Below are 17,809 nucleotides of genomic sequence, written 5' to 3'. Positions count from 1 at the left end.
TACATTCACTATGAAAAAACAATTCTGTCTCATTTTTATCTCTTTCGCTATTTTTAATGGAGTAAAAGCGCAAGGACTTTTGGAAAATAAAGGGGAAATATTTACCAAACAAGATACTTTGCGTGGCAGTATCACCAAAGAAAGAGCATGGTGGGACGTGAAAAACTACCATCTTGACATAAAGGTAAATCCTGCAGATAGCACTATTTCAGGTTCCAATACAATAAAATATCAAGTTGTTCAAGAATATAGGACGATGCAAATTGATTTGCAAAGTCCAATGCAAATTTATAAAGTTATTCAAGATGGTAAATCTTTAAAATTTAGAAGAGATGGAAATGCTTTTTTTGTAGAATTAATTGCTCCTCAAGTAAAAGATGCTGTAAAAGATCTGATAGTTTTTTACGGTGGAAAACCAAAAGTTGCTGTTAATCCGCCTTGGGACGGAGGGATCACTTGGAAAAAAGATAGCAATGGTAATCCTTTTATAGCATCTTCCTGCCAAGGATTGGGTGCTAGTGTTTGGTGGCCGAACAAAGATCACATGTATGACGAAGTGGAAAATATGTTGATTAGTGTAAATATTCCAAAAAACTTGACAAATGTATCGAATGGACGTTTGTTAAGTGTTAAGCAATTAAAGGACGGTACCAAAACCTACAATTGGTATGTTTCCAATCCCATCAATAATTATGGAGTAAATATAAATGTTGGGGATTACGTTTCATTTTCGGAAAAGTATAAAGGAGAAAAAGGCGATTTAGATTGTACATATTACGTTCTACGAGACAATTTGGCGAAAGCCAAAAAACAATTTCAGGATGTTCCAAAAATGTTGAAAGCCTTTGAGCACTGGTTTGGACCATATCCATTTTATGAAGACAGTTTTAAGTTAGTCGAAGCTCCGTATTTAGGAATGGAACATCAAAGTTCAGTGACTTACGGGAATAAATTTCAAAATGGCTATTTAGGACGCGATTTGAGTGGAACGGGTTGGGGATTAAAATTTGATTTTATCATTATTCATGAATCGGGTCATGAATGGTTTGCTAATAATATTACGTATAAAGATATTGCTGATATGTGGATTCATGAGAGTTTCACCAACTATTCTGAAAGTCTTTTTGTAGAATATTACTATGGGAAAGAAGCTGGATTCGAGTACGTGAGAGGAACCAGAAAAAACATTGAGAATGACAAACCTATCATTGGGAAATACGATGTAAATAATGAAGGTTCAGGCGATATGTATTCTAAAGGGGCAAATATGCTGCATACTTTGCGCCAATTAGTAAATAATGATGAAAAATGGAGAGGAATATTGAGAGGTTTGAACAGTACTTTTTATCATCAAACGGTAACCACAAAACAGATTGAGGATTATTTAAGTCAGCAAATCGGAATCAATTTATCTAGCGTTTTTAATCAGTATTTAAGAGATACGAGAATTCCAACATTAGAATATTTTTTCAAAGACAATCAGCTGGGATATCGATGGACGAATTGCGTGGCTGGATTTAATATGCCTGTTAAAATAACGTTGAATGGAAAAGAAGAATTACTTCAACCAGAGACAGAATGGAAAAATGTTCCAGTAAATACTGAAAATTCAATACTGGAAATAGATAAAAACTTTTATGTAGCCAGTTTTAATATTACAGAGTAAGGTAAAAAATAGTATAAAAAAGGGACACGTAGAATATCCCTTTTTTATACTATTTTGATAAAAATTTTAGATCAAATTCTTTTTAATGTAATTAAAACTTGTTGCAGCAGATTCTATTGAATTGGGTTTGTAATTTGATTCATGTTCCAAAAAGAATCGCTCCATTCCGGATAATTTTGCTTGTGCAAAAATTGATTTAAAATCAATTGTTCCAGTTCCTATTTCTGCATTCCAATCTGGATTTACTTTATCCATATCTTTTACGTGCCACATTGTAAAACGGCCCGGATATTTTTTGAATAATTGTAATGGATCATTTCCGGAACGAACTACCCAGTACAAATCCAATTCAAAATCAACTAAATTTTTATCCGTTTCATTTAACAAAATCTCATAGCCATTGGTTGAACCAAATTTAGTAAATTCAAAATCATGATTGTGATACGCTAATTTTAAACCTCCAGCTTTACAAAGTTCACCCACTTTATTAATTTGTAAAGCTAATTTTTTATAAGAATAACCGGTAGTTCCTCTCAATTCTGAAACTATATAAGGCACTGTAACGTAATCGCTACCCAATAAATTGGCTGTTTCTATATAATTCTGAACTAAATCCGTAGAACCATCTTTTATCATCGAATTAAAATCGAAATGATTACTCGTAGCTTTTAAATCATTATCATCCAATATCATTTTAAAATCACGAATAGAGGTTCCAAAAAAACCTTTGTCGGCTGAGTAACCAAAAGTTTCTACTTCACAAAACCCAGCTTTTCCTACTTGAGCCAAAACTCCTTTGACATCTTTTGGCAAAGTATCACGAAGTGTCCACAACTGAATTCCGATAGCTTTCTTTTTTGATTCAAAAGCGAATGAAGGTGCAATGGCTAATGCGCCTAATGCTAAACCAGTGTTTATTAAAAATTCTCTTCTTTTTATCATGGGTTATTTTTTAGATTAGTTAAATATCACAAATTGCAATAGCCTGTTTCAATGAAGCTAGTTTGTCTGGATTCTTAGGAATAAATTCTTGTCCTACAAAACCTTTAAAACCGGTTTTTGCAATTGCTTTCATAATGGCGGTATAATTTAATTCTTGTGTATCGTCAATTTCATTACGTCCAGGAACACCAGCCGTATGATAATGCGCAATATATTGGTGATTGTCTCTTATATTTCTAATCACATCCCCTTCATCAATTTGCATGTGATAAATATCATAAAGTAATTTAAAATTCTCGGAATTTAGACGTTTTGCTAATGCTACTCCCCATGATGTTCGGTCACATTGATAATCTTTATGATCTATTTTGCTGTTTAAAAGTTCCATTACTAAAATTACATTATGCTTTTCTGCCAATGGAATTAATTTTTGTAAACCAACAACGCAATTATTCCAACCTTCCTCATCAGTTTTTCCTCTTCGGCTTCCGCTAAAGCAAATTAGATTTTTATAACCCGCTTTTGCCACAAGCGGAATCATTTCAGTATAGTTTTTTAATAGTGTTTCGTGAAATTTTAAGTCATTAAAACCATCTACTAAATTAATCTCAGCGCCATTACACATTGTTGAAACTAAGTCATATTTCTTCAATGTGGGCCAAGAAGCAGGACCAACTAAATCAATACCGGTAATTCCAATTTTTTTAGCCTCGATGCAAAGTGTATCTAAATCAAGACTATCAAAACACCAGCGAGAAACAGAATGATTAATATTTCCTTTCAATGTATCTAATTGTGTTTCTATTTCGTTTTTTGGCATAGCCAAAGCAGAAAATCCAGGTGTAATTCCCATAACCGCTGTTCCGGCTAATATTCCTTTTATGGCGGATCTCCTATTTACGTTTGTACTCATTTTTTAATTTTTTATACAGTAGAAGAAATTTCTTTTACTTTATTTTTTTCATGGAATAAAAGTGCAAAAAGTACAAACACAACGATAGCAATACCGGCAGGAATGATCCAAACCATTTGCCAATTCACAGCACCGTCAGCCATTTTGTAATTGTCCGTAATCCAACCTGCTACTGCAAAACCTATCAGCATTCCAACTCCATAAGTGGCTAAAGTGATTAAGCCCTGAGCCGCGCTTTTGTATTTCTCTCCTGCTTTTGAATTAGTATAAATTTGCCCCGAAACAAAAAAGAAATCATAACAAATACCGTGTAATGCAATACCTAAAATCAGCATGAAGCTTAAATCAGTTCCATTTCCATAAGCAAATAAAACGTAGCGAATGGCCCATGCTAACATCCCAATCAAAATTGTTTTTTTGAAACCAAAACGGGTAAAGAATACAGGAATCAATAACAAAAATAAGGCTTCCGATATTTGACCAATAGCCATTTTTCCGGTTGGATTTTCAACTCCAGCTTCTGTTAAAAAAAGATTAGCATTCTGATAATAAAAAGCAAGTGGAATGCAAATTAGAATAGATGAAACAAAAAAGATAGCGAAGTTCTTGTCTTTCAACAATTTTAATGCATCTAGTCCTATGATATCTCCAATTTTAATTTTCTCATCGCTCACTTTTGGTGGTGTTTTTGGTAAAGAAAAACTAAAAAGACCTAATACAAAGGCAGCAATACCAGCTAGTAAAAAAGTATTTTTGAGTAAACCTGAACTTATTCCTTCCGCAGAATCCCAATGAAAGAAATAACTGATTGATAAACCGGCAATAATCCATCCAATAGTTCCCCAAACTCTAATATTTGCAAACTCTTTCTCCGGATCTTTCATTTGATTAAAAGAAACTGAATTTACTAATGCTAATGTTGGCATATATAAAACCATATAACTTAAAACGTAGGTATAGAACATTCCAACCTCTTCGGACTGATACATTTGATACATTAAAAATGCACCAATAAGATGTAGAATTCCTAATATTTTCTCCGCATTAAAATATCGGTCAGCTATTAATCCTATAATGAAAGGAGCAATGATTGCACCCCAAGACTGTGTCGAAAAAACGGCAGCAGTTTCTGAACCGGAAGCTTTTAAATTATTCCCTAGAAAAGTTCCAAGAGTTACAAACCATGCGCCCCAGATAAAAAATTCAAGGAACATCATTATGGATAATTTAATTCGGATAGTACTATTCATTGGTTTGTTGGTTGGTTATTTTTTGGTTTTAGTTGTTTTTTATTTTCAAATAGCAATTACATTCCGGCTTCACATCCAGTTGTAATTTTCATTGTATTCCATTCTTTTATCATAATATTTCTAAACCATACGTTGTCTCCATGATCTTGTAGTGCAATTTTACCTTTTTTGAATGCTGCAAAACCTGGCCAAGTAGCGAATTTACTTCCAGCAACTATAGTTTTAAAATTAGCATCCCAAAGTGTTGTTTCAATTACCTTTACACCATTCATTAACATCGTTAATTTCCCGAATTTACATACAATATCAACAGAATTCCATTCTCCAACTGGTTTTACCGGTTCAGAGGAAGATTTTATTAAATCATACAAATCACCAGCTCTATGTTTTTCAATTTTAGCATCTGGATGACCATTATTGTCTAAAACTTGCATTTCAAGACCGGTTTCATAAGTATTCTTGAATTTTGTCAAATCCTCATTCACATAAAAAATAATACCACTATTGGCATTTGCTGCAACTTTCCATTCTAATTTCAAATGAAAATTCTCGTATTCTAGGTCAGTTACAAGATCGCCTCCTTGTCCATTTTGGGCAGTAGTAGGATCAAAATGCAAGACACCATCTTCCACTTTCCAACCAGAACCAGCTGTTTTTTTTCCATAAGTGTGCCAACCCGTTGTTGATTGTCCATCAAATATTGATTTAAATCCTTTTGGTACGGGTGCTTGTTGTGCATTTGCAGTTTGAATCAATATCATAACTAGTAATGTTGTACAAATATTTTTAATCATTTTTTTATTTTTGAATTAATAATTAATCTTGCTTATAAAGTTAAAGCTTTCCAACCTTGACGATAGTCACGTTTCACAAATTGATTTACTTCATCAAAGTTTGTAATTCTCATCGCGTCATTATCCCATAACAGTTTTGCAGAACGTCCAGGGTAAACATCTTCCCCAAGCTCATCTATTTTTAAATCATATCCTCTAATTGCTAAATTTGCTATTAACAAAGCTTCAGTTAAAGGTCCAGCAATTTCAAAAGGAGAACTCAACTCTTTTTTTCCGTAACCAGCGATTGCAGCTTCAACCCATTGTTTATAGTGGCCTTCAGAGCCATCGCTAACCCGCGCGTACTTTTGAGCTATATTTAAATTTTCATTTTTGCTAAGAGGAAGCAAACGAGGATTTAAACCATAGGTGTCACACATCATTTTTCCTTTAGTTCCAGTGAACAAGGTTCCATTTCCACCATCTCCAAAAATTTCATTGGGACCTAATTCAGACGGTCTTTCAGGTTGAATTCCTCCATCCATCCAGTGTACTGATATATCACCGTTTGTTTTTTCTGTTTTTGGAAAAGTTAAGGTGACGTGACTTGAAGGCGGACAACTCTCAGGGAAATAGCCTCTTTGAAATTCGTCTACGTAAACAGAACCTACGCTACATTGAACGTCTTTAGCATATTTTAAGTTCAATACACTAAATGGAGCTTCCAATAAATGGCATCCCATATCTCCTAATGCGCCAGTGCCATAATCCCACCAACCGCGCCAGTTGAAAGGGACTAATTTGTTTACATAGTCTTTATAAGGAGCAGTTCCTAACCATAAATCCCAATCTAATTCTTTTGGAATATCAGCTTTATTAGCAGACCAAGGAATACCTTGTGGCCAAACAGGACGATCTGTCCAAGCATGAATCGTGTGAACATCTCCAATTAAACCCGCTTCATACCATTCTTTCATAATTCTGGTACCATCATTTGAGGCACCTTGATTTCCCATTTGGGTTACCACTTTATATTTTTTTGCCGCTTCTGTCAAAATACGAGCTTCATAAATATCATGTGCCATAGGCTTTTGAACATAAACATGTTTGCCTAATTGCATTGCAGCAAGCGCTTGAATGGCATGATTATGATCAGGTGTTGAAACAGAAACGGCATCGAAATTTTTATGCTCTTTGTCTAACATCTCACGCCAATCGGTATAAAATTTAGCTTTTGGGAATGCATTTACACTTGCAGCAGCTCTTCTGGTATCAACATCACATAAAAAGGAAATATCAGCTTTTCCACTTTTAGCAAACATCGCAATATCAGATTTTCCTTTTCCACCAATGCCAATACTTGCTATTGATAAACGATCACTTGGTGCAACAAATCCTCTACCTAAAACATGGCGAGGAACAATCATAAAAGCTGCAGCTGCTATTGCAGTGGTCTTTATAAAATCACGTCGGTTATTTATGATTTTATTTTCGTCTTTTTTTTCTTTCATTTATTTTAATACGGTTAGTTAATAGTAATAAAAGAGCTGTTCTTCAATAGCTTAAAAAGTATTATTTGTTTGAATACAGTATTGAAATTATTTTTTTAGGGATAAAATATAGGTTGCCATTGATTTTGCATCATCCTTTTTTAATGACGCATGCGCTGACATGGGTATAGCACCCCAAACTCCAGAACCCCCTTTTATAATTTTACCAGTTAGATAGGCAACATTTTTATCAGTTTGAGGATATTTTTTAGCGATTTCTAAATAGGAGGGACCTATCAGTTTTTTGTCCAATTTATGGCATCCAATACAATCCGATTTAGCAATAAGTTTTTCACCTTCTGATGCTTGAAAAACAGTATTAGTTATTTTACTGGTAGTAGTATATTTTATGTCTAAATTATCATCAGAAAATGAGGTTAAACCAATTAAAGCAACCCCAAAAAGCAAATATTTTAATTTCATTTTCATTACAATTTAAGTTTTATAGTCCTAAGTTTTTTCTATTAAAAGCCTTATTTGTTTCCACCGCTGCAAAATCATCAAATGCTTTGTCAGTAACTTTTATAATATGATTTTTTATAAATTCGGCTCCTTCACGCGCACCATCTTCTTGGTTTTTAATGCAACATTCCCATTCCATAACAGCCCAACCTTTGAAATCATATTGTGCCAATTTGCTAAAAATGGTTTTAAAATCAATTTGACCATCTCCCGGGGAACGATAGCGTCCAGCACGGTTTACCCAACTTTGATATCCTCCAAAAGTTCCTTGCTTTCCGGTAGGATTAAACTCGGCATCTTTTACGTGAAACGCTTTGATTTTTTCATGGTAAAAATCGATATATTGAATGTAATCCAGTTGCTGTAATACAAAATGTGAGGGATCATATAATAAACAAGCTCTAGAATGGTTATTGACCGCTTTCAAAAACATTTCATACGTTTCACCATCAAATAAATCTTCTCCTGGATGAATTTCATAGCAAAGATCAACCCCATTTTGATCAAACTCATTTAAAATGGGTAGCCAGCGTTTAGCCAATTCCGCAAATCCATCTTCTACTAGACCTGGGGGTCTTTGTGGCCAAGGGTGAAAATATTGCCAAAGCAAAGAACCACTAAATGTTGCATGTGCATTCAATCCTAAATTTTGAGATGCTTTTGCAGCATATTTCAATTGCTGAACGGCCCATTCTTGTCTTGCTTTTGGTTCTCCATGAACATTTTTTGGTGCAAAAGCATCAAAAAAATCATCATAAGCAGGATGAACAGCCACTAACTGACCTTGTAAATGAGTGGATAATTCTGTTATTTCTAATCCGTAAGAAGCAATTGTACCTTTAAGTTCTTCAGCATAGGTTTTACTTTCTGCTGCCATTTTCAGATCAATAAATCGAGTATCTAATGTTGGCATTTGGATCCCTTTAAAACCCAAATCAGCTGCCCACTTACAAATTCCATCTAAAGAATTAAAAGGAGCTTCATCACTGATAAATTGTGCTAAAAATACTGCAGGACCTTGTATTGTTGTCATATTATAATTTGTCTAAAACTTTTAGGAATTCCTTATTTATTATAAAACGTAAGGAATCCATTTTTTATCTGATTGTGATGATGCTACTACATTATCTATAAACGCCATTCCTCTTAATCCATCTTCGACAGAAGGAAAGTCTAGCATTTCAGGAGTTGGTTCGGTACCATCTAATTTGCAGCCCAGCGTTAAAGCAAAGTTGCGATAAATATTAGCAAATGCTTCTAAGTATCCTTCAGGATGTCCGCCCGGAGTACGGCAATTATGAGTTGCAAAAGATGATAAATTGCTATAATTAGATCCGGCTCTTAAAACTTGTGTTGGTTCATCTAGCCATCTTACGGTTAAAGTATTAGGGTCATGCTGAAACCATTCTATTCCACCTTTTTCACCATAAACTCTTATTTTTAAAGCATTTTCTTCTCCGGCAGCAACTTGTGATGCTGTTAAAACACCTTTGGCGCCATTATCAAATTTCAACAAGACTGCTCCATCATCATCCATTATGCGTCCTTCGACTAATGTATTTAATTCTGCACAAACATTGGTGATTTTTGCACCGGTAATATATTCAGCTAAATGTGAGGCATGAGTTCCAATATCGCCCATAACAGAGCTTTTACCGGATTTTTTTGGATCCGTTCTCCAAGCCGCTTGTGTGTTTCCTTCTTTTTCAGAAAGTGTACTCAGCCATCCTTGAGGATATTCAACTAAAACTTTTCTAATCTTACCCAGTTTTCCCTCTCGCACCATAGCTTTTGCTTGTTTTACCATTGGATAACCAGAGTAGGTATGTGTTAAGCAAAGTATTAGTCCTGTTTCTTCTACTTTTTGTTTCAATAGTTTTGCTTCTTCCAATGAAAAAGTCATTGGTTTTTCAATTACTACATTAAAACCATGCTCCAAAGCCATCACTGCAGGTGCAAAATGTGCGAAATTTGGTGTAACAATGGTGACAAAATCGATTCTTTCATCAGCAGGTAAAGCCGCCTCCGCTTTGATCATTTCTTCAAAGGTCAAATATATTCTTGAGTCCGGAAGAAATAAAGCCTTTCCAGATGCTATTGCAGTTTCGGGTCTGATGCTTAATGCACCACAACTTAATTCTATAAGTCCATCCATATTCGCGGCTAAGCGATGAATTGCTCCTATAAAAGCATCTTGGCCACCGCCAACCATTCCCATTCTTAATTTTCTCTTCATGATGAACCTAAATATTTCCTTTTTTTAATTCTTTTACCGCGTAATCACAAGCACGTGCTGTTAAAGCCATGAATGTTAATGATGGATTTTGACATGCGATAGAAGGCATACAAGCACCATCAGTGACAAATACATTACTCACTTCATGTAATTGATTCCACTTATTTAAAACAGAATCTTTAGGATCGTTACCCATTCTGGCTGTACCCATTTCGTGAATAGCCATACCTGGATAACAGTCGTTATCATACGTTCTAACATTTTTGATTCCAGAAGCTTCCAACATCTCAGCTGCATCATTCATCATGTCCTCTCGCATTTTAGCTTCATTCTCTTTGTATTCGCAGTCAATGGCTAAAACAGGTTGTCCCCATTTGTCTTTTTTAGTATGGTCGATATATACTTTGTTCTCGTAATAAGGTAACATTTCTCCAAAACCACCCAATCCCATGCTCCAGGAATCAGCAGGCAATGACATGGTAGCTTTAAAGTTTTCACCAAAAGCTAATTCGGCAACTTCTTTATGCCATGATCCTCTGCTGGCACCACCTTGATAGCCAAAACCTCTTAAATAATCACGTTTATCATTTCCTACATTCTGGTATCGTGGAATGTAAATTCCGTTGGCTCTTCTTCCGTAGGTATATTTATCTTCAAAACCTTCAGCACTTCCTTCAGCACCACAACGGAAATGATGATCCATTAAATTATGTCCTAATTGTCCACTGGCATTACCCATTCCATTTGGATGTGCCTCTGAAGTTGAATTCAATAATAAGAAAGTAGAACCTAAAGTAGAAGCATTCACAAAAACAATTTTGGCATAAAACTCCATGGTCTCATTTGTTTCTGCATCAATAACCATTACGCCTTTTGCTTTTTTGGTGTCTTTGTCATAAATGATATGATTTACAATAGAGTAGGGTCTTACGGTCAATCTATTGGTTGCCATAGCAGCAGGCAATGTTGATGATTGTGTACTAAAATAAGCTCCAAACGGACAACCACGGCTACACAAATTTCTATATTGACAACTACCGCGTCCTTTATGAGGTACCGTTAAATTAGCGGTACGTCCAATAGTAAGAATTCGGGTTTTATTGTAATGTTTTTCAAGTCTTTCTTTAACTGATTTTTCTACACAGTTTAGATCCATTGGAGGTAAAAATTTTCCATCTGGCAGAAGAGGCCAGTTTTCGGCTTGCCCACTGATTCCTGCAAATTTCTCTACATAATCGTACCATTTAGTAAGATCTTTATAACGAATAGGCCAGTCGTTACCGTGACCATCTTTAGCATTATCTTCAAAGTTGTGGTCACTAAAACGGTAACTTTGACGACCCCACATCAATGATTTTCCACCTACATGAAATCCTCTGTACCAGTCAAAACGTTTGTCTTCCGTGTACGGACATTCTAAATCATTTACCCACCATTTTTCGGTAGCTTCATTATAAGGGTAATCTCTCGTTTGTACTGGATGTGTTCTTTTTTGTTCTTCTGTGAGTTTACCTGCATGCTCAAATTCCCAAGGGGCTTTCATGGCAGATTCATAATCTGTAATGTGTTCAATGTTCATTCCGCGTTCTAGCATCAGAACTTTTAATCCTTTTTCAGTAAGTTCTTTTGCAGCCCAACCGCCACTAATTCCTGATCCTACAACAATTGCATCGTATGTATTTTCCGCTTTTAAATTGGTATTTATATTCACGAGTAGTATTTTTTATTTATTAAAATAGTTTAAGATAATCGCTGCCAATTAATTGGTTGCCCATGCTTTTTGACCTGGTACATAAGTAGCATTTCCATCATAATGTCCGGGAACAGGTAAATATTCACGCGCTTGTGTACATCCTATTTCTGATGAATAATACCCTAAAAGCGTTAAGTCTCTAGCTAATAAAAAGAAAGAAGGAGCTCTGTTGCTGGCAATTGCCTCATCACGCAAGGAAGTCATCAATTTTTGACGTTCTTCAACAGACATTGACAAGAAATCCTTACCAAAATCTTTTGAACATTGATATTGCATTGCTTTTAATCCTGATGCAAAAATTTCTTGTAATTTTGCAGGATAACAATCTTTAATCATCATTGGAATAAAAGCACCCAATCCTGCAGCTTTAGCTCCTGGTGAAGAGGCTGTAGTCGGTATAATGATATCGGCGAATTCATCCAAAATTTCTTCATCCGTAGCAGAAAAAGACACTTGGTTTTTCTCTTTTTCGGGCAAAGTAAAACTTTCAAATAAAACTCCCATTGTAGTTGCGGAGATTGCGCTTCCCATTAAAAAGGCAACGCTTTTAAGTGCTTCTCTTCTATTCATTTGCTACTTATTAAAATTAATGATTATTCAAAATTTAGTATAACTATACAATAATAAAGAAAAAAAAAACAGGTTGATTTTTTTTATGTTAAAATATTGAATAATTCCATATTTTTCAAATTATTAAGGAAATCAGACAAAAAAATTCATTAAAGTATCAATGAAATGGATGATATCGACTAAAAAGATATATTTAGGAAATAAAAAAAGGAAGAAAAATCGCTATTAAAGTTAATTTAATGCTTTATTAACAAGTTATTATTTATAAAAAATAGAAAAAAATTCGATAAAAAGTCTTTCAATGCGTTAAAATGACATTTACACCAAAAAAAATGTAGTGTATTGATGTTCAAATATTTTTTTGTGAATTAAGATCAACAAACGGGATAATGCGATAAAAAAACAAATAAAATTTCAGTTTGTTTCGTAAAAAAGGTAAGACCCTAATGTGGAAAATAGTTATCTTTCAAATAAACCCAAAGTACCACCAACCCAATCTTTATCTTTATTGAACTTTACGCCTATCATTTCACCACGGCTCAATCTTACAAGGTTACAAAGTAGAGTAGGGGATTTATCCTCTTTCTTCCAAACGCAAAGGACGCGTACTTCTGCTTTTACTTTGCCGTCAGGCGATTGCACAATAGGAAGGTAGTGTACCTTTTTTTGCAATATATAAAGTTCTTTTTCAATTACTGCTTTGATATCCGCTTGAGTAACATGGAAAATAACGCCTGTTCCTGAAAAGGAGAATAAGGGCTTTAAAACATAATTTTCTAAATCCTCAGGAATTTCCTTTAGCTCACTTAAGAGTGTGGTTTCAATAAAATATTTTCCTTTTAAAAAGGGCAATATAAATTTACTGATTCTGAAAAACCAATTGGGGTGACCGGCCCATTCGACATCAAGATCATCGGAGAAATTGAAATCAAGTTTTAAATCTGTTCGCAAATCCAATTCATCAAAAATAACCCGATTATAGATTCGTTTTATCAAAATCTCATCACCGTTTTCATTTTTGTAATACAGTTGTTTGCCTTTTTTTATCAATTCTGTAACACATACGATTGGAATACCGATATCCCTTTGACAATAATAAAAGTCAATTTTGGTATTTTGTTTTTCAGGTTCTATTTCAAGCAGAATGACATTTTCTTTGGGATGATTGTTGCAAATTGCGTCCTCTAAAATAGACATATACTCTTGTGGATCAACATCCGTTATGAAAGGAGTTAACTCTTTGAGAAAGGGATACTGATTTTTAAATTTCTCATACAAATTGACTTGATAATTGTATAAAGATGGAAATCCTTGCACTTCGATTAGTTTTGGGATAACCGCGCCGTCTTCTTCGCAAATACCAAAATCGATGGCTAAAAAAGTAGTGTGCTCATCTTCATTAGGTACGTTATGATTGAGTTCTAAAGACTTTTCTGTAAGTGATTTAAATTCGTTCTTTTGAATAAAAGCTATAACTTCATTACAGCCCTCAAGCAATTGATTTTTTAGGTCCTTCGAAATAAAAAAAGGGGTTTCTCCCAAACGGAATGTAGGTAGATAATTGAAATCGGAAGCAATATCATCTTTAAAGTCTTGATATTTTTTGTCTGTAAATTGAGTAGTAAACAACTCCCGATATTTTGCAATCATTTGAAATAGATGGTATTAATTAGAAAGCATTTTTTTTGTTTTCATCAAGTCATTTATCGCTATCCGAAGGAAATTTGGAATCAAGGTTTCATTGGTTCTGTAAATTTTATCATCGTCCATTAAATCCTCTAACATGTTGCGAAACTTCTTTTTTCCTTTCATATTCTTGATTTTCTCCTTCGCATCTTTATTTCTCATGTGCGAAACAAAGCTTATAGGATCTGCTTCAGGATGAAATTGCGTACCTACAAAATAATCAGTAAACCGAACTGCCATAATTGCGCGTTCGTATTGCACATGATCTCTAATTTTCTCCAAAGAGATAATTTTAGCTCCTTTTTTAGCGAAAATACTGAGTTTTGGCTGTACCACTTGATAATCTCTAGAATCAATTGCATAAAACGGATCAGCCAAACCTTCGAATAAAGGATCGGTGATACCTTCTTTTGTTTTATGGATAGTCATTACTCCAAAAGAGGTATCGTTTCTTTTTGTTACTGTCGCTAATCCAAAATGCAAGCAAGCCATTTGGAACGAATGACAAATAAACAGCACATGCTTTTTTATTTCGTTTTCATTATTCCACTTTGTCAACGAATCAATGAATTCATAGTATTGGGTATCCCAATTCCCATCTCCAATCAAAGGATTTCCGGGGCCTCCAGTAGAAATATAAATATCGAATTTACTGATATCTGGTAATTTACATTTTCCTCGAACATCAAATATTTCAAAACTCACTACAGGACTAAATCTATTCACCACATCAATAATACAGCGCATTCCCTGATTGGGTTCTCCGTTGTACATATCTAAAAGCGCAATTTTTATAATTTTATTTAACATAATCGTAGTTCTAAAAAATAATAAGCAAAGGTACTTTATATTTTATAATCCCTTGGTAAATTCACCTGTTATAAAGTCGACCACACTTGACAGACTTCCTGTTTCTTGAAAAATAGCCAATTGTTTATCGGCTCCGGTTCCGTGTTTCAGAATTTCATGAACGTAATTGATATCGTCGCGACTGCCTAATTCATCCACCACATCATCAATAAAATCTAGTAATTCCAAAATTAGCATTTTTGTTTCCACCTCCTTTTGCAAACCAAAATCAATCATGTTGTTCTCAATTCCGTAGCGTGCAGCTCGAAATTTATTTTCCTTAATTAAAGCCAATCGATACACATTAAAACTAGTATTGTTCATGTTCAATTTGTACAATTTGGCTACAATTGCTTGAATTATGGCGACAATGCAAATCGTTTCATCGACTGTCAATGACATATCACAAATCCTAAATTCAATCGTATTATAAAACGGATGCAATCGTAAATCCCACCAAATTTTCTTTGGATTATCAATACAGTTGGTTTTTACCAGAGTTTCCAAATAATTGTCATAAGATGCCACTGAATCAAAATATTCTGGCAATCCTGTTCTTGGAAACTTGTCAAAAACTTTAGTTCTAAAGGATTTATATCCCGTTTGCCTGCCTTCCCAGAAAGGAGAATTCGTGGACAGCGCAAAGATATGAGGTAAAAAATAGGTTGCTTGATTCATCAATTGTAAACCGATTTCTCGATTTTCAATGCCTACATGACAATGCATTCCAAAAATTAAATTAGAACGTGCTGCATCCTGTAATTCATTTACTATATCGTGATATCTTGGATCGTCAGTGATAGGTTGATCTTGCCATTTCGAAAAAGGATGTGTGCCAGCTCCGCCTACAATTAGATCTTGTTTGTCGGCCAATTCTACAATTTTAGAGCGCAAAAACCGAATCTCATTTTTAGCATCGTTGACATTATTACAAATATTAGTTCCCACTTCCACGACAGATTGATGCATTTCAGCCTTTACCTGCTCATTCAAAATAATTTTAGCACCATCCACAATTTTAGATAAATGCGACCGCAAATCTCTTGAAACAGGATCTATAATTTGGTATTCTTCTTCTACACCAAGTGTAAAAACTGGTAATTTTTTCATTAGAATATTTTTTAGGAGCTGTTTACTTCGTCAGTTCGCTTCCCTCGGGTCCCGCTTTCCGTTTCAAAGTTAAATATTGTTGGTCGTTTTTGCTTTTTCAAGCAAAAACGCCAGCAAGTAATAAAGAATTTCCATAGTAACCTATCTGTCGGCTGGTAGAGTGGGGTCAATGAATTTCGTTAATTCATTCCTTTTATTTTCCCGCCGCCGCCTCTTTGATAAAAGTTCCCCAAGTTAAATTCATCTTTCCTGCTTTTTGTTTTTTTGCGGCAGCAATAGCCATTTTTGCAGCCTCTTCAACAACCCATTCAAAATTTTCAGCACCAACTGAAGTTAATTCGGCGTCAGGAGCAGGATTTCCAAAATCTATCGCATACGGAATCCCGTCACGAACGGCAAATTCTACGGTATTAAAATCGTATCCTAAGCCTTTGCACAGTTTTAAAGTATAGTCTTTTATGGTGGCCAATAATTTTTTATCTACTGGAGAACAGTCAATTACATAACGCAAATGATGCGAATTCCTTGGTTCGTATTGCATAATTCTAACGGCTTTGCAACCCAAACAGTACACTCTAAAATATTCTGTAAAAACAATTTCCTCTTGCAACATCATTACTAATTGTCCTGTTTCCTGGTGTTTTTCCCAAAATTCCTCTACGTTTTCTAAACGGTATACGTTTTTCCAACCGCCGCCAGCGTAGGGTTTCATGTAGGCAGGAAATCCAATATATTGAAATATTCCTTCCCAATCCATTGGGTATTTTAGGTTACGAAATGATTTTCCAGTGGTGTCTGTTGGATGTTCTGCCGAAGGAAGAATTACGGTGTTAGGCAACGGAACGCCTAAGGTATCCGCTAATGCATTGTTGAAAAACTTATCATCAGCACTCCACCAAAACGGATTGTTGATTACATTGGTTCCTGTTAAAGCAGCGTTTTTTAAATACGCACGATAAAAAGGGACATCTTGTGATATTCGGTCAATAATTACAGCATATTCACCATCTTGATTTTGAACTACTTTATCAATAGCAACAGCTTCTGCAATGATTCCTTTTTCATTTTTTGAATTCACCCGATCTATAAATGCTTGCGGAAACGTATCTTCCATTCCGAATAATATTCCTATTTTTTTCATCTTGTTGTTGGTCTTTATACTTAATACTCGATTCTTACTACTTTTAAAAAAACTTGATTCTTGATAAATAATGGGGAAACATTTCTTGCCAAACAGGCCAATCGTGTTTTCGTTCTTGACGAATGTCTAACCAATGGTGGATATTTCTATCCGTTAGCACTTTACTCATTTTTAGGTTAGCGTCAAAACAAATGTCCCAATTAGAGGTCCCAAGAACGATGTCCATATTCCATAATTCGTGGTCGTCCAGTCCATACAAATAATCTTCAGGACTATTATAAAACACATCGTCATTATGAAAACCATCCATAAAACTCTTAATATTGAAGGCACCGCTCATAGAAAACAGATGGCTCACATAACCGGGATGACGAAAGGCAAAATTTGCAGCATGATACCCACCAAAACTGCAACCTGCAACAACTACTTTTCCAGAGGAAGTGTTATTTTTAATTTTTTCAACGATTTCGTGACAAATCATTTTATCATATCGGACATGATTTTCTATGCGATGAACAGGATGAATATTTTTATTGTAAAAACTGTCTTTGTCAATACTGTCTGGACAAAATATTTGGATTAAACCTTGCTCAAGGTACCATTTTGCGGATTCTATCAATCCCATATCTTTATTTTCATGGTAACTTCCCATCGAAGTTGGAAATAAGATTACAGGATATCCAGCATGTCCAAAAACCAACATTTCTATATCTCTATTTAAATTTGGAGAATACCATTTGAAATACTGTTCTTTCATACTATTTACTTTTAACAATTATAATGAAAAAAATCATACAAAAAGCACATAATAGTATACTTAACTAATATTTATTATAAAAAAGATTAGGATTACCAAATTGGAAATAAATGGTAATTTTTAGATAAATAAGGCCCTGTTTTTTAAATTA

16 protein-coding genes are annotated in these 17,809 nt (G+C 34.6%); 1 reads left to right on the top strand and 15 read right to left on the bottom strand.

Going from position 1 to position 17,809, the window contains the following annotated elements; genetic code table 11:
* Window positions 1-10: 10 nt before the first annotated feature.
* On the top strand, window positions 11-1,666 hold the full coding sequence (locus tag BUC11_RS01550; protein WP_073351331.1) for a M1 family metallopeptidase: 1,656 nt from the start codon (window positions 11-13) through the stop codon (window positions 1,664-1,666).
* A 66-nt stretch (window positions 1,667-1,732) separates the two neighbouring features.
* Here the strand turns inward: BUC11_RS01550 and BUC11_RS01545 are convergent, their stop codons facing one another.
* The 15 genes from BUC11_RS01545 to BUC11_RS01475 all read right to left on the bottom strand — a co-directional run bounded on the left by BUC11_RS01545 (window position 1,733) and on the right by BUC11_RS01475 (window position 17,658).
* Window positions 1,733-2,608, bottom strand: coding sequence for a sugar phosphate isomerase/epimerase family protein (locus tag BUC11_RS01545; protein ID WP_073351220.1), 876 nt, complete (start codon window positions 2,606-2,608; stop codon window positions 1,733-1,735).
* A 19-nt stretch (window positions 2,609-2,627) separates the two neighbouring features.
* Complete coding sequence (locus BUC11_RS01540; RefSeq protein WP_073351218.1) at window positions 2,628-3,521, bottom strand: hydroxypyruvate isomerase family protein; 894 nt, start codon at window positions 3,519-3,521, stop codon at window positions 2,628-2,630.
* Between the two features lie 11 nt (window positions 3,522-3,532).
* Window positions 3,533-4,771 carry a nucleoside permease gene (locus tag BUC11_RS01535; protein WP_073351214.1) on the bottom strand — a complete coding sequence of 413 codons (1,239 nt, stop codon included), beginning with the start codon at window positions 4,769-4,771 and terminating at the stop codon, window positions 3,533-3,535.
* Window positions 4,772-4,827: 56 nt separating this feature from the next.
* Window positions 4,828-5,565, bottom strand: a complete 738-nt coding sequence (locus BUC11_RS01530) for a 3-keto-disaccharide hydrolase (RefSeq protein ID WP_073351212.1) — start codon at window positions 5,563-5,565, stop codon at window positions 4,828-4,830.
* 32 nt (window positions 5,566-5,597) lie between these two features.
* Window positions 5,598-7,055 carry a Gfo/Idh/MocA family protein gene (locus BUC11_RS01525; RefSeq protein ID WP_073351210.1) on the bottom strand — a complete coding sequence of 486 codons (1,458 nt, stop codon included), beginning with the start codon at window positions 7,053-7,055 and terminating at the stop codon, window positions 5,598-5,600.
* Between the two features lie 87 nt (window positions 7,056-7,142).
* Window positions 7,143-7,517, bottom strand: coding sequence for a c-type cytochrome (locus tag BUC11_RS01520; RefSeq protein ID WP_073351329.1), 375 nt, complete (start codon window positions 7,515-7,517; stop codon window positions 7,143-7,145).
* A 19-nt stretch (window positions 7,518-7,536) separates the two neighbouring features.
* A complete protein-coding gene (locus BUC11_RS01515; RefSeq protein ID WP_073351208.1) occupies window positions 7,537-8,589 on the bottom strand; it encodes a sugar phosphate isomerase/epimerase family protein in 1,053 nt (350 codons plus the stop codon).
* Between the two features lie 39 nt (window positions 8,590-8,628).
* Complete coding sequence (locus tag BUC11_RS01510) at window positions 8,629-9,792, bottom strand: Gfo/Idh/MocA family protein (protein WP_073351206.1); 1,164 nt, start codon at window positions 9,790-9,792, stop codon at window positions 8,629-8,631.
* Window positions 9,793-9,799: 7 nt separating this feature from the next.
* Window positions 9,800-11,503, bottom strand: coding sequence for a GMC oxidoreductase (locus BUC11_RS01505; RefSeq protein WP_175547719.1), 1,704 nt, complete (start codon window positions 11,501-11,503; stop codon window positions 9,800-9,802).
* A gap of 48 nt (window positions 11,504-11,551) precedes the next feature.
* On the bottom strand, window positions 11,552-12,115 hold the full coding sequence (locus BUC11_RS01500; RefSeq protein ID WP_073351201.1) for a gluconate 2-dehydrogenase subunit 3 family protein: 564 nt from the start codon (window positions 12,113-12,115) through the stop codon (window positions 11,552-11,554).
* A gap of 459 nt (window positions 12,116-12,574) precedes the next feature.
* Window positions 12,575-13,765, bottom strand: coding sequence for a hypothetical protein (locus BUC11_RS01495; protein ID WP_073351199.1), 1,191 nt, complete (start codon window positions 13,763-13,765; stop codon window positions 12,575-12,577).
* A 15-nt stretch (window positions 13,766-13,780) separates the two neighbouring features.
* Window positions 13,781-14,611, bottom strand: a complete 831-nt coding sequence (locus BUC11_RS01490; RefSeq protein WP_073351197.1) for a type 1 glutamine amidotransferase — start codon at window positions 14,609-14,611, stop codon at window positions 13,781-13,783.
* Window positions 14,612-14,653: 42 nt separating this feature from the next.
* The gene (locus tag BUC11_RS01485) at window positions 14,654-15,760 is read right to left on the bottom strand and encodes a carboxylate-amine ligase (RefSeq protein ID WP_073351194.1); all 1,107 of its coding nucleotides are present in this window, start codon (window positions 15,758-15,760) and stop codon (window positions 14,654-14,656) included.
* Window positions 15,761-15,953: 193 nt separating this feature from the next.
* Window positions 15,954-16,901, bottom strand: coding sequence for an ATP-grasp domain-containing protein (locus BUC11_RS01480; RefSeq protein WP_073351192.1), 948 nt, complete (start codon window positions 16,899-16,901; stop codon window positions 15,954-15,956).
* Window positions 16,902-16,944: 43 nt separating this feature from the next.
* Entirely contained in the window at window positions 16,945-17,658 is a 714-nt protein-coding gene (locus tag BUC11_RS01475) for an esterase family protein (RefSeq protein ID WP_073351190.1), read from the bottom strand.
* Window positions 17,659-17,809 lie beyond the last annotated feature (151 nt).

The sequence above is a fragment of the Flavobacterium xanthum genome (assembly GCF_900142695.1).
Classification (GTDB): domain Bacteria; phylum Bacteroidota; class Bacteroidia; order Flavobacteriales; family Flavobacteriaceae; genus Flavobacterium; species Flavobacterium xanthum.
Note: the sequence above shows the minus strand (reverse complement) of the source record. Positions and strands in the feature narration are given on the sequence as shown.